At 63.5% G+C, this 19,931-nt stretch carries 23 protein-coding genes; 8 read left to right on the top strand and 15 right to left on the bottom strand.

Annotated features, from left to right (window positions below; translation table 11 throughout):
• Positions 1 to 15: 15 nt before the first annotated feature.
• Positions 16 to 246, bottom strand: coding sequence for a hypothetical protein (locus AC0L2Y_RS17605; protein ID WP_473558148.1), 231 nt, complete (start codon positions 244 to 246; stop codon positions 16 to 18).
• Between the two features lie 136 nt (positions 247 to 382).
• On the opposite strand from AC0L2Y_RS17605, the gene AC0L2Y_RS17600 reads away from it, so the two are divergent.
• Both AC0L2Y_RS17600 and AC0L2Y_RS17595 read left to right on the top strand, forming a co-directional pair.
• Complete coding sequence (locus AC0L2Y_RS17600) at positions 383 to 643, top strand: hypothetical protein (protein ID WP_352475623.1); 261 nt, start codon at positions 383 to 385, stop codon at positions 641 to 643.
• A gap of 3 nt (positions 644 to 646) precedes the next feature.
• Positions 647 to 907: a hypothetical protein gene (locus tag AC0L2Y_RS17595; RefSeq protein WP_023677293.1), complete on the top strand. Its 261-nt coding sequence runs from the start codon at positions 647 to 649 to the stop codon at positions 905 to 907.
• On the opposite strand, the gene AC0L2Y_RS17590 is transcribed toward AC0L2Y_RS17595, so the two are convergent.
• From AC0L2Y_RS17590 to AC0L2Y_RS17560, 7 genes are all read right to left on the bottom strand, one after another.
• Positions 904 to 1,608 carry an SOS response-associated peptidase gene (locus AC0L2Y_RS17590; protein ID WP_473558146.1) on the bottom strand — a complete coding sequence of 235 codons (705 nt, stop codon included), beginning with the start codon at positions 1,606 to 1,608 and terminating at the stop codon, positions 904 to 906. The genes AC0L2Y_RS17595 and AC0L2Y_RS17590 overlap by 4 nt on opposite strands.
• Before the next feature lie 110 nt (positions 1,609 to 1,718).
• Positions 1,719 to 1,937, bottom strand: a complete 219-nt coding sequence (locus AC0L2Y_RS17585; protein WP_352489964.1) for a hypothetical protein — start codon at positions 1,935 to 1,937, stop codon at positions 1,719 to 1,721.
• A 988-nt stretch (positions 1,938 to 2,925) separates the two neighbouring features.
• On the bottom strand, positions 2,926 to 4,722 hold the full coding sequence (locus tag AC0L2Y_RS17580) for an ABC transporter ATP-binding protein (protein WP_473558143.1): 1,797 nt from the start codon (positions 4,720 to 4,722) through the stop codon (positions 2,926 to 2,928).
• Between the two features lie 9 nt (positions 4,723 to 4,731).
• Entirely contained in the window at positions 4,732 to 5,760 is a 1,029-nt protein-coding gene (locus AC0L2Y_RS17575; protein ID WP_473558140.1) for a glycosyltransferase family 2 protein, read from the bottom strand.
• Positions 5,761 to 5,766: 6 nt separating this feature from the next.
• A complete protein-coding gene (locus AC0L2Y_RS17570; protein WP_473558138.1) occupies positions 5,767 to 6,870 on the bottom strand; it encodes a glycosyltransferase family 2 protein in 1,104 nt (367 codons plus the stop codon).
• Between the two features lie 2 nt (positions 6,871 to 6,872).
• Complete coding sequence (locus tag AC0L2Y_RS17565) at positions 6,873 to 8,066, bottom strand: acyltransferase family protein (RefSeq protein WP_473558136.1); 1,194 nt, start codon at positions 8,064 to 8,066, stop codon at positions 6,873 to 6,875.
• The gene (locus tag AC0L2Y_RS17560) at positions 8,066 to 8,344 is read right to left on the bottom strand and encodes a hypothetical protein (protein WP_473558134.1); all 279 of its coding nucleotides are present in this window, start codon (positions 8,342 to 8,344) and stop codon (positions 8,066 to 8,068) included. The genes AC0L2Y_RS17565 and AC0L2Y_RS17560 overlap by 1 nt, the downstream gene beginning before the upstream one ends.
• A 23-nt stretch (positions 8,345 to 8,367) precedes the next feature.
• Between AC0L2Y_RS17560 and AC0L2Y_RS17555 the strand changes: the two genes are divergently transcribed.
• Positions 8,368 to 8,583, top strand: a complete 216-nt coding sequence (locus tag AC0L2Y_RS17555; RefSeq protein ID WP_473558132.1) for a hypothetical protein — start codon at positions 8,368 to 8,370, stop codon at positions 8,581 to 8,583.
• A gap of 55 nt (positions 8,584 to 8,638) precedes the next feature.
• On the opposite strand, the gene AC0L2Y_RS17550 is transcribed toward AC0L2Y_RS17555, so the two are convergent.
• Positions 8,639 to 10,045, bottom strand: coding sequence for a DHA2 family efflux MFS transporter permease subunit (locus tag AC0L2Y_RS17550; protein ID WP_473558130.1), 1,407 nt, complete (start codon positions 10,043 to 10,045; stop codon positions 8,639 to 8,641).
• Positions 10,046 to 10,249: 204 nt separating this feature from the next.
• On the opposite strand from AC0L2Y_RS17550, the gene AC0L2Y_RS17545 reads away from it, so the two are divergent.
• A complete protein-coding gene (locus AC0L2Y_RS17545) occupies positions 10,250 to 11,152 on the top strand; it encodes a sigma-70 family RNA polymerase sigma factor (protein WP_352489954.1) in 903 nt (300 codons plus the stop codon).
• A gap of 121 nt (positions 11,153 to 11,273) precedes the next feature.
• Here AC0L2Y_RS17545 and AC0L2Y_RS17540 read toward each other — a convergent pair whose 3' ends face one another.
• Both AC0L2Y_RS17540 and AC0L2Y_RS17535 read right to left on the bottom strand, forming a co-directional pair.
• Positions 11,274 to 12,476: an MFS transporter gene (locus AC0L2Y_RS17540; RefSeq protein WP_352451471.1), complete on the bottom strand. Its 1,203-nt coding sequence runs from the start codon at positions 12,474 to 12,476 to the stop codon at positions 11,274 to 11,276.
• On the bottom strand, positions 12,473 to 12,640 hold the full coding sequence (locus AC0L2Y_RS17535) for a hypothetical protein (protein WP_352709485.1): 168 nt from the start codon (positions 12,638 to 12,640) through the stop codon (positions 12,473 to 12,475). The genes AC0L2Y_RS17540 and AC0L2Y_RS17535 overlap by 4 nt, the downstream gene beginning before the upstream one ends.
• Positions 12,641 to 12,711: 71 nt before the next feature.
• Here AC0L2Y_RS17535 and AC0L2Y_RS17530 point away from each other — a divergent pair, with 71 nt between their 5' ends.
• Positions 12,712 to 13,143 carry a VOC family protein gene (locus AC0L2Y_RS17530; protein ID WP_352489951.1) on the top strand — a complete coding sequence of 144 codons (432 nt, stop codon included), beginning with the start codon at positions 12,712 to 12,714 and terminating at the stop codon, positions 13,141 to 13,143.
• Between the two features lie 79 nt (positions 13,144 to 13,222).
• Here the strand turns inward: AC0L2Y_RS17530 and AC0L2Y_RS17525 are convergent, their stop codons facing one another.
• Entirely contained in the window at positions 13,223 to 14,116 is an 894-nt protein-coding gene (locus tag AC0L2Y_RS17525; RefSeq protein ID WP_352489950.1) for a LysR family transcriptional regulator, read from the bottom strand.
• A gap of 96 nt (positions 14,117 to 14,212) precedes the next feature.
• Here AC0L2Y_RS17525 and AC0L2Y_RS17520 point away from each other — a divergent pair, with 96 nt between their 5' ends.
• Together AC0L2Y_RS17520 and AC0L2Y_RS17515 are read left to right on the top strand one after the other, a co-directional pair.
• Positions 14,213 to 14,962 (top strand): SDR family NAD(P)-dependent oxidoreductase, encoded by a 750-nt coding sequence (locus tag AC0L2Y_RS17520; protein ID WP_352489949.1) that lies wholly within the window; start codon positions 14,213 to 14,215, stop codon positions 14,960 to 14,962.
• Between the two features lie 149 nt (positions 14,963 to 15,111).
• Positions 15,112 to 15,495 (top strand): YybH family protein, encoded by a 384-nt coding sequence (locus AC0L2Y_RS17515; RefSeq protein WP_352489948.1) that lies wholly within the window; start codon positions 15,112 to 15,114, stop codon positions 15,493 to 15,495.
• 106 nt (positions 15,496 to 15,601) lie between these two features.
• Here AC0L2Y_RS17515 and AC0L2Y_RS17510 read toward each other — a convergent pair whose 3' ends face one another.
• Entirely contained in the window at positions 15,602 to 16,063 is a 462-nt protein-coding gene (locus AC0L2Y_RS17510; protein WP_352489947.1) for an Lrp/AsnC family transcriptional regulator, read from the bottom strand.
• A 158-nt stretch (positions 16,064 to 16,221) separates the two neighbouring features.
• Between AC0L2Y_RS17510 and AC0L2Y_RS17505 the strand changes: the two genes are divergently transcribed.
• Positions 16,222 to 17,229 carry an ornithine cyclodeaminase family protein gene (locus tag AC0L2Y_RS17505; RefSeq protein ID WP_473558123.1) on the top strand — a complete coding sequence of 336 codons (1,008 nt, stop codon included), beginning with the start codon at positions 16,222 to 16,224 and terminating at the stop codon, positions 17,227 to 17,229.
• Between the two features lie 79 nt (positions 17,230 to 17,308).
• Here AC0L2Y_RS17505 and AC0L2Y_RS17500 read toward each other — a convergent pair whose 3' ends face one another.
• Together AC0L2Y_RS17500 and AC0L2Y_RS17495 are read right to left on the bottom strand one after the other, a co-directional pair.
• On the bottom strand, positions 17,309 to 18,241 hold the full coding sequence (locus AC0L2Y_RS17500; RefSeq protein ID WP_352489945.1) for a dimethylarginine dimethylaminohydrolase family protein: 933 nt from the start codon (positions 18,239 to 18,241) through the stop codon (positions 17,309 to 17,311).
• 34 nt (positions 18,242 to 18,275) lie between these two features.
• Positions 18,276 to 19,865 carry a zinc-binding metallopeptidase family protein gene (locus AC0L2Y_RS17495; protein ID WP_352489943.1) on the bottom strand — a complete coding sequence of 530 codons (1,590 nt, stop codon included), beginning with the start codon at positions 19,863 to 19,865 and terminating at the stop codon, positions 18,276 to 18,278.
• Between the last annotated feature and the right edge of the window lie 66 nt (positions 19,866 to 19,931).

The raw sequence follows: 19,931 nt of genomic DNA, 5'->3' as shown, positions 1-19,931 counted from the left end.
CTCGTAAGGACGACCTTAAGAGCGCAGCCTCGCTACCGTGCCATCTTCTCGCAAGGCGGCCTTCGCCGGAGGCGTACCCCGGCGCCGGCCCTCCACCGCATCAAGCCGTTCCTGCAAATGCCCATTCAGCACAATCATCTCCTTGAGCGCCTTCACCGCATCGCCCTGGTGCTGGGCAATGAACTTGTCGGCGATGGCCTGCAGGGCTGCCTCCTGGCGGCTGTCCAGCCTCACGATGTGGTCCATGACGACGGCTCCGATCGCTCCTGTTGAAATTGAACAAAACGGGAACAAAAATGTCAAGGGCGAATTGACTCCGCGAGGAATGCCTTCCTATTTGTCAGTAGGCGGGGCGGTTGCTCACAAATCGAGGAGAGCCGCGATGGGCAGACGAAAAAGCCGGTTCGACAGGCTGTCGGCGAGGGATGCGGAGGCGATCATCAGGGACGCTTTGAGCCTGCGCCGGACGGTGCTGTCGTCGCAGCTGCATCTGAAGGCGCATGGCGAGCTGTTCTGGCAGCTTTGCGGGCTTGTCGAAAAATTGCACGGGGTGCTGGCCAGCGTCGCGGAGAAGGAGCCCGATTACCGGATGGCGGAGCTTGGCCTGCTTCCGCTGCCCGAGGATTACTCGACCCGGAAATGAGCCATGGCCGGGCCGATGGACAGCGTTGGGCGTGCCGCCAAGGCCAACATGCTGCTTATCGTGGAATGCGGCCATTGCTACCATGTCGGACGGTTCAGGGCGAATGACGTGGCCCAGGTGGTGGGCTGGAACAAACCGCTGGAAGCGATCAGGTTCAGGTGCAAGCGATGCAGCCGCAAGGACACGACGGTGAAGACGCAGTTCATCGACCAGGATCATCCGCCCAAGGGCTACATCTGGGTGCTGCAGAAGTTCAAGCGCTAAAACAATGAGCCTTGCGCCGGCGCCTGCTGCGGAAACTTGATCTGCGTCGCCGGTTTTTCGACGATCACCAGCGCGTCATCGGGCGCCGTGCGCTGCAGGTGCCTTGCCTCCGACCACGGCGCCGTCAGCCAGGTCTCGGTTCCTTCCGGCGTGGCCAGGATCACCGGCATTGCCTTGTCGTGGATCGGCGCGATCAGCGCGTTGGGCCTGGTCGTCATGAAGCCATAGACCTGGTGATCGGCGGGGCCGTCCTTGACCTTGCGAATGCCATGCCAATGCGTCCACAGGCCGGCAAAGAAGAACAGCGGGCGGTCCTCGCCGAGTGCAAACCAGTAGTTGCGCTGGATGCCGGTCTCGGGGTCCTTGTCACCGGGCGTCGGGCTGGGCTCGGCGAAGCTGGTGACGGGCACCACGCAGCGGTTCTCGATGCCGAGATATTGCTGCCAGTGGCCGTATTGCGGATTGCGGATATTGGTGGTGCCATAGTCGGCCTTGCCCTTCACCCGCTCCAGTGGCGTCGGCATGCCCCACAGCAGATTGGCCAGTTCGCGTTCGCCGTCCGGCGTGTTGCGCACCACCGGGCCTGGTTGGTTGGGATAGATGTCGATGGAGGGTTCGAGATTGCCGAGGATGTCGCGCAAGGCGCGGGTCCACTGGCGGATGGCCTGCTGGCTGGTCGTGATGTTGTAGAGATTGCACATTTCAGGCCGTTCCCGGATGCTCAGGCATCTTGTTGGAAACGGCCCGGAATTTCCAGCGCTGTCCGTTGGGTTGCTGACACGGCAGGCCGTGTCAGCAATGTTTGTGAGACCTACCGCGCCGATTGTCTCATAGCCTGTGCGGCGACTGCCGCGAGAAAAGCCCTCGCCGCGGCATCGCAGGCCGCTCGAGACGGGCCTTTGGCGAAAAGAAGAAGCTCGGCGGCTCGAATGTTGAGCCCGTGCTTCCTTGCGAATGTGGCTAGATCGTAAGGCTTGGTGTCGTAAGGTTCGTCGTCGTAGTCGATCGTCAGATCGTAGTTTTCTTTCATTTTCTTCCTCCCTTTAGCGATCTCCCCCCTCCTGTCGCTAACGCAAAATTAACGTCGATCGCGGCGGGCGAGTCCACCAATCAGCGATTGTGTAAAAAACGTACGAGCTCGGATGCTCGCCCTCGCAACGGGGGCCGCCGCGAGCAATCGCCGCGGACCGGATCGGTCGAAAGAGCCGATTATGATGGCAACGTTGGAAAAGCCTGCCATGGCCTGGTGCCACGGGGGTGTCCCCGACCCCTACCGTGCCTAATGGCCGTCATTTTCATCTTCCAGGCCCGGTCCGCAAAGCCGGCCTCGTTGGGTTCGGCTAAAGAATAAATCCGGCCAATAACACCGTAAGGAGCAGCGACAGCGGAACGGCCGCAAGACACCAGATCTCCAACGTGTTGTTTTGCAGCGGGTCCATCGTCAGCCTCACTTTTTGGTTCGTCATTGTGACACTAACGGTTGGTCGGAGGTAGGGGTTCCAAGCGACGCCGTTCATAGAGCGCTGCCTGTGCGGCATATTAGCAACAGCTTGACAACCGCTGAGCCCGTACCGCCTGGACAACTTCACTGGCGCCGGTGGATGCGTATTCCGCAGGAATGCAAGCGCCCCTCATCAGCCGTGCGGGATCGATCGCGGCCCCAATCAGCGCCGAGCCGATGCGCGTTTATAGGACCTAAGTCTGACCTGCCTGCGCAATGGTCTTGTGTACGGCCGGCGTCGGGAACAACTGCGCCCGTCTTCAGTTGATGGCGTCACCTCCTCGAGGAGACATCGGCGCAGAATCAGTCCCTTCATGCGCTGATTAGGGTCCGCCTGCCATTGCTGGATTTGGCAGGCGGACCCTTGGTTCTGTACGCTCCAGATCGAAAGCGGGTAAGCTCGGGATCACTCATCATCCCATAAATCCCGCAGAGAGGCATGGCGGCGGGCTCCTCGCCCCGAGATGCCTGGCCTTGCATCCGGCACGACGGCCGGAATGCGCAGAGGATCAAAGCCTCAGCCCTCCAGCGCCTCGTGCTGGTAAAGCTCATCCATGCTGAGCGTCGCCAGCGCGGCGAAGGGCGCCTGCTTTTTCACGCGGCCGTGGCTCAGGATCACGACGTCGTCGCAGAATGAGATGGTGCTGCGGTGATGGCTGATGACGATGGTGGTGCGGCGGCCGGCGCGCGACTTCAGCGTCTCGACGATTGCCGCTTCCGACAGCCCGTCCACCGCATTCGTGGCTTCGTCGAGGATGAGGATATCGGGATCGCGCACCAGGGCCCTGGCCAGCGCGATCCGCTGCCGCTGTCCCGCCGAGAGATTGACGCCGCGGTAGCCGACGACCGTCCTGTAGCCTTGCGGCAGTTGCTCGATGAAGCCATGCGCTTCGGCCAGTTTTGCGGCGCGCTCGGCGTCGTCGGCCGAAGCCGCGTCCTGGCCGTAGATGATGTTGTCGAAAATCGTGCCGTCGACCAGTTCCAGCTCCTGGCTGGCGAGCGCGATGTGCTTTCGCCATTGGCTGGGGTCGATGCGGTCGAGAGGCGATCCATCGACGAGGATCCTGCCGCTATCCGGTTCGACGAAGCGACACAGGAGATTGACGATCGTCGTCTTGCCGGCCCCCGAACGGCCGATCAGCGCGGTCGAGCGGCCGCTGCGGAGGTCGAAGCTCGCCGCATGCAGCACCACCGCGCGCTGCTCCTCGCTGGTATCGGGGCCGGAATAGGTAAAGGTGACGTCCTCGAACTTGATGCCTTGGCTGAGCCCGGGGAAGGCCGCGTCGCCTTGCGGCGGCTGGGGCTTGCCGGATGGATCCAGCATCCACGTCACCTCTTCAAGCGATCCGCTCAGGCCCTGCAGCTGGCTCCAGGCCATTTGCAAAGACCGCATATAGGGCTGCAGCCTGTAGAGCAGGATGACGAAGGCGACGATCAGCGGGAAGGAAACATTGGCGAACCAGGCGCCGATCACCACCGCCAGGAACAGCATGGCGTGCAGAACCTCGGTCAGCGGCGGCAAAGCTCCCTGGCGCGTCAGAAGCACGAAGGCGGCCCGACGCACCGCATCCGATGCCTGGTCGAAAGCCGCCTTCTCGCGTTGCTCCTGGCCAAAAATGCGGATCAGCCGCCCGGCATGCACCAGATGCAGCATCTGCGATGCGAGCTGGCTGTTGCGGGAGGCGACGCTGCGGCTCGGCGCCTTCAGATTGGCCGACAGCATGGCGTGCGCGACCTGGACCAGCGCCAGCCCCAGAGTGACCAGTAACGTCATCTTCCATGACAGAAGTAGCAGGAAGATCAGGAGGATGATTGCGGCCGATGCGTTGACGATTGCCCCCAACGTGATCTGGATTGCATCCGAGGCCCGCCAGGATTCATTGGAGATGATGTTGAGCAGCCGTCCCGGGCTTTGCTGCAGGAAGAACGGGTAGCCTACCCGCAGCAGCTGCTCCGACAGCGCGCTGCGGATCGAATGGCTTGCCTTGCCGTAGATGAAGGTGGTCAGCAGCGTATTGGCGTAGGCGAACAGGTTCTTCAGGACGATCGAGCCGAGGATGGCGACGGATATGACGATCAGCCGGTCGCGCTCGCTCAGGCTCGATCCGACATGCTGGAAGACGGCGGAAAAGCCGGCCATGCCGCTCTGCCCTTGCCCCATGATTATGTTGAGCAACGGGATGATCAGGCCGATACCAAAACCTTCGAGCGCGGCGCTGAGCAGCCCGAGCACTACCACGGCCGGAAGCAGGCGCAACTGCTTTTGCCCGAGCGCGCGGCGCAGCATCGGCAGGCTGGGCGGCATCAGTCGCATGATAGCGGATCACCTTGCCTCGGCATTTGCCTGTTGCTCCTGTCGCATTTCCGTTGTCTTTGGCGATTTCGCCAGCAAAAGCACCGCGAACTTGGCCGCGCCGAGCAAATTCATGCCGATGATCGGCCAGTGCGACAGCTTGAGTTCGCGATCGAACAGCGGGCCTTTCCCCAGTTCGCGCAAGGCCGCCCTCATAGACCAGTAGAAATGGCGAAGCAGCCACGGCGCATGGCGGATATGTTTCAGGCAAAGCCCGCCATTGCCCATGCTGTAGTCGCGATGCAGCTTTTCGATGGCTTTGCGGTCGCGCCGGCCGTGATGGTGATAGATGGTCATGTCGGGCACATATTCGACCGGAATGCCGAGCAGCACCGCCCGGACGAGATAGTCCGTATCCTCGGCGGAGCGCAGCGGGCCGCCGGCGCCGAAGCGTTCGTCGAAACGCCCGATGCGGGCGGCGACATCGCGGTGCATCGTCATGTTGCAGCCGAGTACGAAGCCGCCGGGATGGACATCCGGCGTAAGCCGCGCGCGCACCGGCGACCGCTTGATGGTGAACGGCAGGTCGCGGGGATCGCCAAGCTCGACGCGGCCGCCGCGGATGACCCGCTCGCCGGCCGCATAGTGCCGCTGCAGATCGCGCAGATAATCCTTGTGGACCGCGCAATCGTCATCGACGAAGACCAGCACGCGGCCCCGCGCCCGCTCGAGCCCGGCATTGCGGGCGGCCGCCAACCCGGGTCGTGGTTCGCGAATAGCCGTGAACGGAATGTCCGACAGTTCGGCGATGCTGGCCAGCCGTTTGGCCGTGCTGTCGGTCGACCCGTTGTCGACAACCACCAGCTCGGCGGCAAGGTCGGCATGGGCACGACACGCGGCCTGGATCGACCTGATACAGGGCTCGAGCACGGCGACGCGGTCGCGTGTGCAGACAATGAAGCTGACCGCCGGTGCCGGTCCATGCTGCGGCCGCGGCGACATGGCCGCCGGCACCGTCGAGTGGCCGCGCTGCTGGAGCTGGTGCGATTTGACGAACATGCGTTGCTAGCTCAACTGGTTCGAAGGCAAAACGGCCGCGGCCGGCACGGATTGCAGATAACGCAACAGGGCGTCCACCTGCCTCGTGACCGACATCGAGACGAGACTGAAGCGCGGCGCGAAGGCACCGGTGCGAAACACGTACTGCTCGCGGCGCCGGATGAGTTTCCATTTCGCCGTCCGCGTCAGGAATTCATGCATCAGCAGTGGCTGTCTTTCCCCGGATATCAGTTGATAGAGGAAATAGAACAGGTTCAGCGTGCCAGCCTGGTAACTCGGCCTCGTCTCGGCCGGCAGGACGGCAATCGTTTCTTCCAGCGCAAGGATCCATTCGGCGGCACGGCGAACCGTGCCCATCGACAGGACCTCACCGATATCGCGGAGGCCTTGCGTCTCTTGTGCGAGCCCTTCGCGCTCGAGGTTCTCGGCGACGATCTTCAAATGCGTCCTGCGCATTTCGCGCTTGTGCTTGTTGGTCACGCTGTCGTCATGGATGCGGTAGGCGATCAGGCTTTCGGGGATCATGGCCGCCGCGTAGCGGTCGGTCAGCCGCCTGAACATGTCGAAATCCTCGGCATGCTTGTAGCTGGTATCGTAATATAGAACGTCTTCTTCTATGACATTCCTGTTGTATACCACCGTGGAATGCATGAAGATCGTGAAGAACATCGACAATATCCGCAGGCTATTGTCCTGGAATATCGGATCGGGCGAACCCCTGACGACGCGGTTGCCGAGCAAGGTGTCGAAGCCTGCACCGCACAGCGCAAGGTCAGGCTGCTGGTTGAACAGCGCGACCTGCCGCGACAGGCGTCGGGGATAGGCGATGTCGTCGGCATCCATCCTGGCGACCAGATCGCCGCGGGCCACGGCCAGGCCTTCGTTCAAAGTTGCGATCAGGCCACGGTTTTCGCGTGAGATGATCGAGATACGGCTGTCGGCCTGGCGATATTTCTGCAGGATCTGCAGCGAGTTGTCCGTCGAGCCGTCATCGATGGCAATGACCTCCAGACGATCGTAATCCTGGCGCAGGACGCTGCCCAGCGCAGCGGCGAGATAAGGTCCCGCATTGTAGATCGGCAGCAGAACTGACACCAAGGGAGCAGCCATGATCAGCTCCGATCGGTTCGGTGCAGCTTGCGAGGCAAGCGTGATGCGCCATCGAGCGGTCTGCCCGGATATGCTCCCGCCGCGACCCATCCGGCATTGCCGGCGTCGATGCCTGCCGGGATGAGGCCGCGGCCTTTTCGAGCAACATAGGGGAAGTGGCGCTTGAGGCTGTTGAGCGGCTTCTCGAAAAGCAGCCACGAGACCGAGGCCAGCATGAGCGTCGCAGTTCCCGCGACCAGGAACCGTCCCGGCCCTTGTTCCGAGACGTTGAGCGGTATCCACGGCTGCGACTTGACGATGAGCGACAGCACTATCGGATGGTAGAGATACACGCCGTAGCTGATGCGGCCAAGGCCAAGCAGCGGCGGCAGTTCGAGAAGTTTTCCGATATTGCCGCCAACCCCTGTCGAACAGCTTGCAACGATGACCACCAGCGGCACGAGAGGCAGGACCTGCAACAACACCCAGAGGCCCCATTCCTGCACCGGATTTGCCGGCGCTGGCGCAAACCACTGTAAAACGAAAAACGCCACCGCGAGCCCCGGCCAGCCACCTCGAAGCCATTGCGGCAAGCCAGCTGTTCTTGACCGGTAGGCGGCAAGCAGCGCGCCAGACGCCAATGCATCCATCGACGCCGGCGGCAGCAGGTCGCGCGCCAAACCCGGCGTTCCAGCGACCGGCCAATAAAACCGGTAGGCCAGCGACAGCCCGATAACGCCGATGCAGATCGATTCCAGGCGCCGGCGCGGCGCCAGCAGGACGATCAGCGGCCAGGCGATGTAGAACTGCTCCTCGATGCTCAGGCTCCAGAAATGGCAGAGCAGCCAGGGCGTCCATTCATTCTGCGCTGCGTACCAGAAATTCGACAGATAGAGCGCATGCCAGACCAGCGAACCTCTGGACTGCTCCAGGTCCACCAGCCAGACGAAACCCAGCACCGCGAAATAGGGCGGGAATATCCGCAGCGCCCGCCTCACATAGAAGGATCTCAGCGCCGGTCCGGTTTCGAATTCGGCGGCCGCTCTGGCTTCCAGCAGCAGTCGCGTGATCAGAAAGCCGCTCAGCACGAAGAACAGACGCACGCCGATGTGGCCCCAGAACGAGGACCCGCCCGCCGCGAAGAAATGGGAGTACAGCACCATCGTCACGGCGATGGCCCTCAGCGCGTCCAATTGGGTGTCGCGCGCATTTCCCATTAGCGGCGTATGCCGGCGGGACGGCGAAACTGCCAATCGGTCAACATGGCGGCGTCGTTCACGGCGCATTTCCAATCGGAAGCGCCCCCCTCACGCAGAATAGGGCCACCATTGTGCAACGCAACACAAAAAGTTGACACATTTGAAACAGAAACGTGAGGCGTGGCTAATAAGGCGCGAAAAACAGCGGGAAGCAGCCCGAATTGTCCATTTTTGACGATTTTTGCGCGCTGCCTTGGCCCGCCAATATTCGGCGGCAGGGTGCTGCGATGCAGCATATTCGCCACCGTCGGGGGAACGCGTGAAGCTGATCCATTCGATCGCCGCCAGCGGCACCGGCGTCATCCCCGTCACGCATCATCTCTTCACGGTGCGGGTGCTGGCCGACAGGATCGTGATTCTCAGCCTCGGAGGCGTGGCCTATGATGGATCCGCCAGGCACCTGAGCGCCGACCAGCTGTGCGGCCTCGTGGCGAGCGGCACCCTTGCATCCGCCGGGCAGCAGGAGGCGTGTTGAAGCGGGGAACCCCGCTTTGCGGCACCCATCGAAGCGCGAGCTTCCTGCCTCCGAGTTACGCCTCCTTGCTCGCGTTCGCAAGCGCCACTGTGCGACGCTCCGGGAGCCCCATTCCGACGAGCGCGCCGGCGAGCGAGAGCAGAGCTGAGACGTCGATTGCCGAGGTAAAGCCATCACTGAACGCGTCGGTGGACGCGAAGCTTCCGGTCCCGGCGAACACCGCACCGGCGATGGCGATCCCAGATACGCCGCCCAGAAAACGGAATGTGTTGAATGTGCCGGCAGCCTTGCCGACTTCCGGCCGCGAGACCGCATTGAGGACCGCATTCTGCGCGGCAGGCATCGCCATCGACACGCCGGCACCGGTAATGATCAGCGGGGCGACTAGCTGGATATAGGGCAGATCAGGTGCTGCGATCTGCGCCAGCCAAGCCATTCCGGCTGCCTGCAGGATCAACCCGGCCACGACAAGCCAGCGCTCGCCGACGCGGTTGATCAGGCTGCCGGCGATCGGTGCGACCACGAAAAGCGTGGCGGTCCAGGGCAGCAATCCCATGCCGGCGCCGAGCGGCCCACGGCTCTGGGCAAACTGCAGAAACTGCGGCAACAGGAATACGAGGCCGTACATGGCGGCGCAGAGCAGGAAGTTCGCCCCTACGCCCGAGGAGAATGCGCGCGCCCGAAAAAACCGCAAAGGCAGCATGGGCTCACGGGTACGCAGCTGCCAAACGACGAATGCGATGGCGAGAAGCAGCCCGGCCGTCAGCGCCGACAGCACTTCAGAGCTGCTCCAGCCCACGATGTTGCCGCGCATCAGACCCCAGACCACTCCAAATGCCGCCGCAGTTACCAGCACGACGCCGAGGACATCGATAGCCGTGCCCGGCCCGTGGCTCTCCGGAATCCGACGCAGCACCAGCGGCATGAGAACGATGCCGACCGGGACATTGAGCCAGAAGATCCAGTGCCAGGAGAGGCCTTCGGAGATCGCACCGCCCGCCATCGGGCCGATGATCAGGGCCAGGCCGGTGATGCTGCTGAAGATACCCAGCGCCTTGCCTCGTTCCTCCGGGGGGAAAGCGACGCTCAGCAGCGCCATAGCCAGCGGCATGACCATTGCAGCACCCGCGCCCTGAACCGCACGGGCCGCAATCAGCAATCCGGCATTTCCGGCGAGCGCGCAGGCAACCGACGCTGCGACGAACAGCGCCAATCCGGCGATGAAGATGCGGCGTCGGCCGAACCTGTCACCGAGCGCCGCCCCGGTCATAAGCAGGACGGCAAAGCTCAAATTATAGGCGTTCATCGTCCATTGCAGCGTCTCCAGCGAGGCATCGAGCTCGACCCGCATCGTGCTCAATGCCGTTGCCACGACCATCGCATCGAGAACGACCATCAAGGAGCCTATCGACGTGAGGGCGAGAACCCAGACCTTCGTTGATGCCGCACTTTGCTTGCTCATGATGATGACGCCTCCGGCTTGAACAGATGGCCCGCCAGTCTCGCGGGCCCGTGATCCAGTGACGCGGAGGCACCACCAAAGGATTCCAGCCAAAGAAAGTTTTTTCGACCGAATCCTTTTGCCATCGTCGAGCGTCTATAGGACGCTGCCCCCGATGGCGGGCGCCTCTGCCTGGGAGACACGCATGAAATCAACCCTTGTGCGATGACCGGATCCGCAATCGGCACGCCAGAAGGACGGGAGCCATTTGACCGGCTGCTCGGCGAATTGCGGCCGAAACTGCACCGTTATTGCGCCCGCATGACCGGTTCGGTGATCGATGCCGAGGATGTCGTCCAGGAAGCTACGGTGAAGGCGCTCGAGGCGTTCCCCGGGACCGGGCCGATAGCCAATGTCGAGGGCTGGCTGTTCCGCATCGCGCACAACGCAGCGCTCGACCACCTGCGCCGTCGCGCCAGGGTGGATGCCGCGCATGCCCTCGAGGATATCGACACGATACCTGACCCCGGCATGTCGGCCGAGGGCCGGCACACTGCAGCCGCAAGCCTGCGGACCTTCATGCGCCTGCCGGCAGCGCAGCGTAGCAGCGTCATCCTCATGGATGTGCTCGGCTATACGCTCGAAGAAATCGGCAACATAATCGACAGCAGCGTTCCGGCGGTGAAGGCCGCGCTTCATCGCGGCCGTCTGCGCCTGCGCGAAGTCGCCCGCGAGCCTGACGATCGGCCCGTGCCGTTGTTGGCCGAGCCCGAGCGGGCGCGTCTGGCAGCCTATGTAGAGCGGTTCAACGCCCGCGACTTCGATGCGATCCGCGACATGCTGGCCGAAGACGTGCGGCTTGATCTCGTCAACCGGCTGCGGGCGAGTGGTCGCACGAAAGTGGGCCGGTACTTCCACAATTACGCGAGTATCCACGACTGGCGGCTGCTTCCAGGCCTGGTGGATCGGCGACCAGCCATTCTGGTGATCGATCCGGATGACTCAGCCGGAGGGCTAAGATACTTTATCCTGCTGGAATGGGCGGACGACAGATTGGCGAGAATTCGCGATTTCCGCTATGCGCGCTACACGCTTGACGGCGCCGAGGTGGTGGCCCTGCAAGCATAGCAATTCTTCTTTCAGAATATCGAACCGAGCACTGGCCAGACCGCTCCCGCGAAACGCGCCAGCTATTTTGGATCGCGGCCGCTTGCCATCCAAGCGGCCGCCCTTTTCCGTCGATCCTGCTTTAAGCCGGTTGCAACTCCCGGCGCGGCAGCGGCGGGAAGGCGATCGCAATCGCCATCGCGCCAAGCCCGACAAGGGCCGAGCCGATGAACAACCAGGAATAGCTGGCATAGGCATCGAACACCATGCCGCCGGCGAGCGGGCCGAAAGCCATGCCGAGGCTGGACAGCATGGTTACGGCACCGAACACCGTGCCGAGGATGCGCTGGCCAAAATATTCGCGCGCCAGCACCGCATAGAGCGGCATGACGCCGCCATAGGTGGCGCCGAAGATGACAGCGAGCGTGTAGAATTGACCAAGCTCGCTGACCGCCAGATAGGCTGCGATGACCACGGCCTGTATGGCCAGCCCGGTGATCAGCACCGGTTTGACGCCCAGCCGATCGGCAAGCACGCCGTAAAGCAGCCGGCCACCCAGCCCTGCCAGGCCCTCGATGCTGTAGATGCTGACCGCCGCCATCGGCGCTATGCCGCACAGCATGGCATAGCTCACCATATGGAAGATCGGCCCCGAATGCGCTGCGCAGCAGGCAAAGAAGGTCAGTCCCAACACGATGAATTGAGGCGAGCGCAGCGCCTGCGGAACCGTCATGCCGGCGCCCTCGGCGGCAACGCTTGGGGCAGCGCCGTCGGCAGCGGGCTTGGGCGGTTGGCGCACAAGAAGCGCGGCCGGCAGTAGCAGCACCCACGCCGTTATGCCGATATCGAACATTGCGGTACGCCAGTCGTAGGCCGAAATCAGCCAGCGGGCGAAGGGCGAGATGGTCATTGGCGCCACGCCCATGCCGGCCGAGACCAGCGAGACGGCGAGGCTGCGGTTCGTGTCGAACCAGGCGGATGTGAGCGCGATCATCGGCGCGAAGAAGGCGCTTGCCGCGAGGCCGACGAGCACGCCGTAGGCCAACTGGAAAACGAGCAGCGAGCCGGTGCGGCTGGCCAGGACCAGCGCCAGGCCGAGCAGCACGGCGCCGGTCATGACGACGATGCGGGCGCCGAAGCGGTCGTAAATGGCGCCCCAGGCGAAGCCGCCGAGGCCCATTACCAGGAAGTTCAGCGTCATCGCGCTCGATATGCCGGCACGCGACCATTGTGTGTCGAGTGCCATCGGTTCGAGGAAGATCGCCAGCGAGAACATCGCCCCGAGGGCGACACAGGTCATCAGCGCGCCAGCCGCGACGATGACCCAACGATAGGGAAGGCTCATTTCAATTTTCTCCCATGCCGGAAGCGTTGATACGGCACGACCTTTTCGAGCTTCGCCGAGCCGCTTGCGTCCGAAGGACGTTGGACAACTTTTGAATCCGACAATCCGGTTGCATTTTTTATCCAGTCGGTGCGATGGCGCCATTCCACGGCTTTGCTGGCCATTCCACGGCTTCTGGATTGACCGCGCACCGTTCGAAGCTAGATTTCCAAGCGGCGATCAGGAGCTGTCAAGCATGGCAAATCAGGAACTTCATCGCGGCCGTCTCATCGACCACGTCCAGCTGGTGGTCAGGGATCTCAAGGCCAGCCGGCGTTTCTACGAGGCAGTTCTCAATGTGCTCGGCATACCGATCGGTGGCGCCGGCGATGATTATTTCTGGGCCGATGAGCTGTTCATTTCCAGCCCCGACAGCCCGGCGGCCCTGGGAAAGCTGACCGGGCGCCATCACCTAGCCTTCCAGGCAAAGGACCGTGCGATGGTCGATGCCTTCTACAAGGCCGGGCTTGAGGCGGGCGGCACCGACAATGGCGCGCCGGGCGAGCGGCAGCACTACCATCCCGGTTACTATGCCGCCTTCCTGCTCGACCCCGACGGCAACAACATCGAGGCCGTCCACCACGGCCCGGCCAGCCGCAGCGCCGATTCAGTGAAGATCACCTTCTAGCTTCCGGTAAGGTGGTTCGCACCGGCCGGCACGGTTGGTCTCTGCCAAAACCTGGGTGCTTGCCCAGACCGCGTCTGCCCTATCGCATCAGCGCCACCATCTGGCCCGCCAGGAAGTCGACGAACAGCCGTGCCCGGACCGGCAGCTGCCGCCCGTAGGCATGGACGATGTGCACCGGCATGGTTGGCATCGCCACTTCGGGCAGGATGCGGACCAGGCGGCCCGTGTCGAGATCGTCCTGCACGGCAAACCGCATCAGATGCGCGATGCCGGCGCCGGCAAGTGCTGCGTTGCGAATGGCGCCGCCGTCGTCGGTGTCTAACCGGCCATCCGGCACGATCATCGTATCGTCGGCAAACGTGACCGGATAAGGCCGGCCCGCCATCTGGTAACGGATGAAGTCATGGTTCGCCAGATCCTCGATCGAAGCCGGACAGCCGCGCCGTGCGACATAGGCCGACGAGGCCACCAGCACGATCGGCAGATTGGCAATCTTGCGCGCGACGAGCCCGGTGTCTGCGAGCGGCCCCATGCGCACCGCAACGTCATAGCCTTCGCGGATCAGGTCGGCGTGACGATCGGTGACACTGAGCTCCAGTTTGACTGCGTCGTGCTGCGCAAGGAACGCCTGCGCCCATGCCGCGATCAGGCCGCGCCCGAGTTCGACCGGCGCTGTGACGCGCAACAGGCCGCGCGCCGTATCGGCCATCTGGACGATGTCCTCGGCATCGTCCAGCGCCCGGAGCAGCGGCGCCACCCGCTCGTAATAGGCGAGGCCTTCGCTGGTCAGCCCGACCCGGCGCGTCGAGCGCTGGATCAGCCTGACGCCTAGTCGGCGCTCGAGCCGCGCCACGCTTTTCGACACCGCCGAGGGGCTGGAGCCGACCAGCCGGCTGGCGGCATGGAACGAGCCGGCTTCGACGGTGCGGACGAAGGCGACGAGACCGGCGGTCTTTTCGAGAATGGTGGTCATTCCCGAATTCCAGGCACGAAAGAATGGATCATGATGATCCTAATACGCCTTTTAATCATCATTAAATACCGATCATCGTCGACAAAGGAGAGATTGATGAGCAAGCTGAACGGCAAGGTCGCCATCGTCACCGGCGCGTCAAAGGGTATCGGCGCCGCCATTGCCAAGGGTCTTGCCACGGCCGGTGCCGCGGTGGTGGTCAACTACGCCTCGTCACGGGAAGGCGCCGACCGCCTCGTCGCCGAGATCGAGAACCGTGGCGGCCGCGCCGTCGCCGTCCAGGGCGACGTATCGCAATCGGCCGACGTGCGCCGCCTGTTCGAGGCGGCAAAATCGGCGTTTGGCGGGCTCGACATACTGGTCAACAATGCCGGCGTCTTCGCATTCGAGCGCCTGGAAGCGGTGACCGAGGCCGAGTTCCACCGTGAGTTCGACACCAATGTGTTGGGCATCATTCTGACCACGCAAGAAGCAGTGAGCCATTTTGGCCCGGGCGGCGGCAGCATCATCAACATAAGCTCGGTTGCCAGCCGCAATCCGCAGCCGAACTCGCTCGTCTATGCCGCCACCAAGGGTGCCGTGGACACGATCACGCTGTCGATGTCGCGGGAGCTCGGCGCCCGCAACATCCGCGTCAACGCCATCGCGCCCGGCGGCGTCGACACCGAAGGCCTCGCGCGCATTGGCATCGTCGGCAGCGAATTCGAGAAGCAGATTATCGCCATGACCCCGCTCGGCCGCTTCGGCCTGCCCGAAGACGTCGCCCGCGTCGCGGTGTTCCTCGCCTCCGACGAAGCGTCATGGCTGACCGGCGAGCGCATCACCGCCTCGGGCGGCTGGCGGTAGCATGGACGCGCGAACCTACCGTTTCGCGGACCATGCCCACGCCGCGCGACTCACCGCAATCGATGACGAGAGCGATCCAAGCCCTATGTTTCGGCGAGGGAGGAGCGCCGTGCGCTATCGATGACGACGCAATGCCAGGGAGGTAACGGATGACGGGCGACGAAAAAGCAATCCGAAAGCTGGTCGAGACGTGGATGGATGCGAGTAGGCGTGGAGACATCGCGACCGTCCTCAGTTTGATGACGGACGACGCGATCTTCATGGTTCCCGGCCGGGAACCCTTCGACAAGGAGATCTTCGCGGCAGCCGCGCGGGAGACGGCCGGCGTTCATATCGACGGCACGAGCGATATCGTGGAACTACAGCTTCTCGGCAATTGGGCCTTCATCCGCAGCCACATCGACATGACCGCGACCCCGCCGAATGGCGAGCCGCTCCATAGATCGGGATATGCACTGACGCTCCTGCGCAAGGAGGCGGATGGTGAGTGGCGGCTCGCGCGCGACGCGAACCTGCTGACCCTGCAAGGCTAGAGCCGGTCTCCGGCATCTCTGCACCGGAAGGCGCGCCAGGGGGAGCAATAAGGTGGCGAAGATGCGTTCAAGGTCGCCCTGAACAGCATTCCCCTCCTCCATCTGATCACACCGGTAAGAGGGCATTCGGCTTGACATCGGCGATGGAGGCGAAAGTGTGTGTTTCGCGCACGCCGGGCAGAGGCAGAATAATCCGCTGCAGGAAATCCTGGAACACCGCCATTTCAGCGATCCGCGCCTTGACCAGATAATCGAAACCGCCAACCACCATATGGCACTCCAGAACCTCCGGAGCTTTCGCCACGGCTTCGGCAAAGCGGTCAAAGACATGCGGCGCCGTGTGGTCAAGCCGGACCTCGATGAACACCAGCGTTCCCCTGCCGACCTTGCGCGGATCGAGCATAGCCCTGACCGCGGTGATGAACCCGTCGCGGAACAGGCGCTTCACCCGCTGGCTGGTTCCGGTCGGCGACAGCCCGATACGCCCGGCCAGATCAAGCGTCGTCCGGCGCCCGTCCTCCTGCAGCAGCCTGAGCAGGCTGCGGTCTATCTGGTCGAGATCGCCCATTTCACAATCCACGCTATCTCAGGGGTTTGTGTGTTGATTTCACGCAGAGATGCCAAAATCAACGTATTTCATCACATTATGCCTCGCAATAGCCTGCGTTTACCTCACCCACAAAGCAAACGTGGTGAGCCGATTTCGACGAACAAAAGGAGTGCAGGATGACCAAGGAAGCGTTCAGCCCAGCTGGCAAGAGTGCGGCGGAAATCAGCAAGGGAGCGACCGAGATCCTGGTACTGAGCGAAGCCGACGTGATGGCGTGCATCGACCTCAGCCAGCTTCTCGATGTTCTGGAAGACGGCTTCAAGGCGCTGTCACAAGGTAAGGTCGTCAATCCACCCCGGCCACAGCTCGACATCCCCGGAGCCGGCTACAGCCTCGCCATGCCGGCCTGGATGGAGGGCATGAACCTGACCGTCAAGATCGTCAATGTCTTCGAAGGCAATCTAGCCAAGAACCTGCCCAGCCACCTTGCCACCATCAGCCTGTTCGATCCGCTGTACGGCCTGCCGGTCTGCATCATGGACGGCACCTTCATAACCGCGGCGCGAACCTCCGGGTCCGCCGTGCTGTCGGTGCGCGCGCTTGCCCGCCGGGATGCCAGGATAGCGACAGTGGTCGGCGCCGGCGTGCAGGCCAACCAGCACCTGCATCTGTTGCCGCTGGTGCGCGACTTTGCCGAAATCCGGGTCGCTTCGAAGAGCTTCGACGATGCGGCAGCGCTTGCCCGGCTGCATCCGTCGGTGGTGGCGGTCGCCGATCTCGAGGCGGCGGTGCGCAGTTCCGACGTGGTGTGCCTGGCGACCCACTCCTACCAGCCGGTGATCGACCCAGGCTGGGTCCAGCCGGGCACGCATGTCTCGTCGGTCGGGGTGGCGCCGCCCGGCGGTGAAATGCCGATCGAGCTCATCGCCAAATCCAGTCTTTTTGTCGAAACCAAGGATGCGTTCAAACCGACCCCGGTCGGTTCTTGCGAGCTTGCCGGCTTCGACCCGGATTTCGGCACCGAGCTTGGCGCCATGCTGCTCGACCGCGCGCCGGGTCGTGTTTCCAATCAACAAATCACCACCTACAAGGCGATGGGCATTGCGATGGAAGACATGGTCGCCGCCGATCTCGCCTATCGTTGCGCCAAGCGTCTGCGCAAGGGAAAGCTCATCGTGCTGTAGGCGCGTTCCGCGAGCCAGGCGGGATCGACCTTCCTGACAATGGCCCCCTCGCGGAAGCGGCCGGGCTAAAGGCGGCCTCTCAGGCCGGCTCGCGCTTCAGCGCCTGCGCCATGCAGTGGATGCCGCCCCCGGTCTTCGAGATTTCGCTCATATCGATGGCCGCCACCTCGAAGCCGCGCGCCTTGAGCTGGCCGATCAGCGTCTGGCTGGACGTCGGCGCGATCACCCGATCCTTGCCCAGCGACATGAAGTTGCAGCCGAGCGCCATCGTGTCCTGGAACGGCACGTCGATGATCTCGTGGCCCTTGCCTTTGAGCCAGTCGACGATGCCCGGCTCCGTACAGTCAACGCAGACGGCGGTCAGTTTTTCGGCGATCGGCACCACCATCAGGTCGATATGGACGTAATATTCGTCGATGAAGGCGATGCGGGTCTCCCAGCCCTCCTTGTCGAACCAGGCCTGCACCTGGCGGGCGCCCTCCTCCTGCGTGCGGGCGCCGCCGCAGCCGATCAGCACCACGCCATCCTCGATGACATTGAAGTCGCCGCCTTCGAAGGTGCCGGCGGTGACCATGTCGTAGATCGGGATGCCGAGCTTTTCATAAGTGCGGATCGCGGCGTAGTTCTCGCCGCGCCGCCACCACTGGGCCATGGCGGTGATGATGGCGCCGTAGGGCGTCATGACGCTGGAATCGCGCGAATAGACCTGCATCGGCAGCTCCGGCGTCGGCTCGTGCCAGTGGATGTTGACGCCGAAATGCTCGTAGGCGGCGGCGAGGTCCTTGTGCTGTGCCTGCGCGATCTGGACGTTGCAAGGCGCCTCGCGCAGATGTTTTCGCGACAGCGAGCTGGTCGAGAGATGGCGCAGGAAATTCGGCGAGCCGAGCAGCACGTCGGTCAGCACGTCGGTCTCGTTGGCAAAGCCCCAGGCGGTCAGCGGCTTGGTGCCACCGGCCGGGTTGCGGCGCTGCAGCGAAAACGGCTCGGCGACGATGCGGTCATGGACGGTCATAGGGTTCTCCTCGTGAAGGGGGCGGCTTGGTAGATCATGCGGCTTGGTTGCCTGGTATCCACCAGTCCCGTCCGCGCGGGGTGGTGACATATTCCGGCCAGCGAAATCCAATCGGCGGCTCGTAGTCGCAGAGCGGCGCAATCCAGCTCGTGCCGCCGATCCCGCCGCCGGTGCGGGCGACGAATTCGTCCATCGCCGCCTTGCGCGCGGCCTCGTCTTCCAACAGGCGAAGTGCGGCGAGCGCGATGGTCTTTGCTGCGCAGGTGACCATCGGGTCGATCGTGGCAGAAATGCCGCCCAGCGCATTCATCGCCCAGGACGGAAAAGCGTGGCCGTTCTCGGACCGCAGCGCCGGCCGGGCGACGTAGAACCGCGCCGTCGGCGCGTGCCACGACATGTCGGTGTAATCGTCGGAGGTCGAATTGAGCTGCGATGGCGGCAGGTCGCGGCGCAGCAGCGCCTCGGCCGCCTGCGGCGCAATCAGCCGCTCCAGTTCGTCGATGAATGGTTCTTCGGTCGCCTCGCCGCCGGCATTGACCTGGATTTCGCGGGCGATCGCCTTGGCCGTCTCGTCCCAATGCGGCGGCCCGACCGCCGCCAGCGCGTCGAAGGCAATGCCGGCCATGACGTGATTGGCCAGCCCCGGCCGCGACTTCGACACCCAGTGCCGCTCGTGGCGGCAGCCGCTCATCCTGGCTGCGGCTTCCGCATTGCGGTCGAGCACGGCGGTGACCTGTTCGGCCATCGCCAGCGTCGGCGCGCGGATCATGTACTGGATCTCGGCCAGCCCGGCCGGCAGATTGTCGGCGGTCGCCTGGCCCGCCGTCAGGATCGCCTCGCTGATCGACCAGCCGCCCTGATGCGGCAGCATGGAATCGCGCAGCGCCTTGGAGGCCATATACATCATCATGAGCGCGTCGTTGGCGCCGGGCGCACGCACCGCCGAATGCGCCTGCGGAATGGGCGCTGCATCGCTTGCGCGAACCCAATTTTCGGGTTCGTCGCACACAAAGCGGTAGATCATCGCATAGGCGGCCCCGCAATGCGTGTCCCAGCGCGCCGTGTTGCAGAGCGGCAGCATGTAGAAGGGATGGAAGGAGATCATGCCTGCCAGCCCATCGTAATAGCCCTTCGCGGCATGGATCGGCTTCGATCCCCGCACCTTCTCCGCCGGCTCGCCGGTGAAGCGCAGCGTGCCTGATATGCCGTGGCGCTGCATCGCCGCCTTGGTCGCCAGCAGCCCGCCGAGGCTGGCAATGCCGAGGCCGGAATGCGGATCGGTGTGGCCGCCGGCCTGTTCGCCAAGGCCCGGACGCGGTCGCTTCACCGTCGCCGCATCCTGGCAATTGCCCGGCACCGCATCGTATTCAGCATACAAGCCGATCGTCGGGCCGGTCCCGTTGGTCCAGTGGGCGCAGAAGGCGGTCGGCATGCCGCCCGAGCCTTCCTCGACCGAAAAGCCTTCGTGTTTCAGATGCTCCACATACCAGGCCGCCGACTGGTATTCGCGCCAGGCGGTCTCGCCGAAGTCGAAGATGGTCCGCGTCCACGCCGATAGCGACGGCTGGATGTCGTCCAGACAGGCAAGCGCGGTCGCTTGCGCCGAGGTCACCGGTATCTCCATCCGTCAAAGAAAGCAGTGAAGCGTCTCGCCAAAAAGTGATATGTTTTTCCGGCTCATGCAAATTCG

The organism is Mesorhizobium sp. WSM4830, from assembly GCF_055811495.1.
The sequence above is the reverse complement of the archived record's forward strand: the minus strand, read 5'-3'. Positions and strand labels throughout refer to the sequence as shown.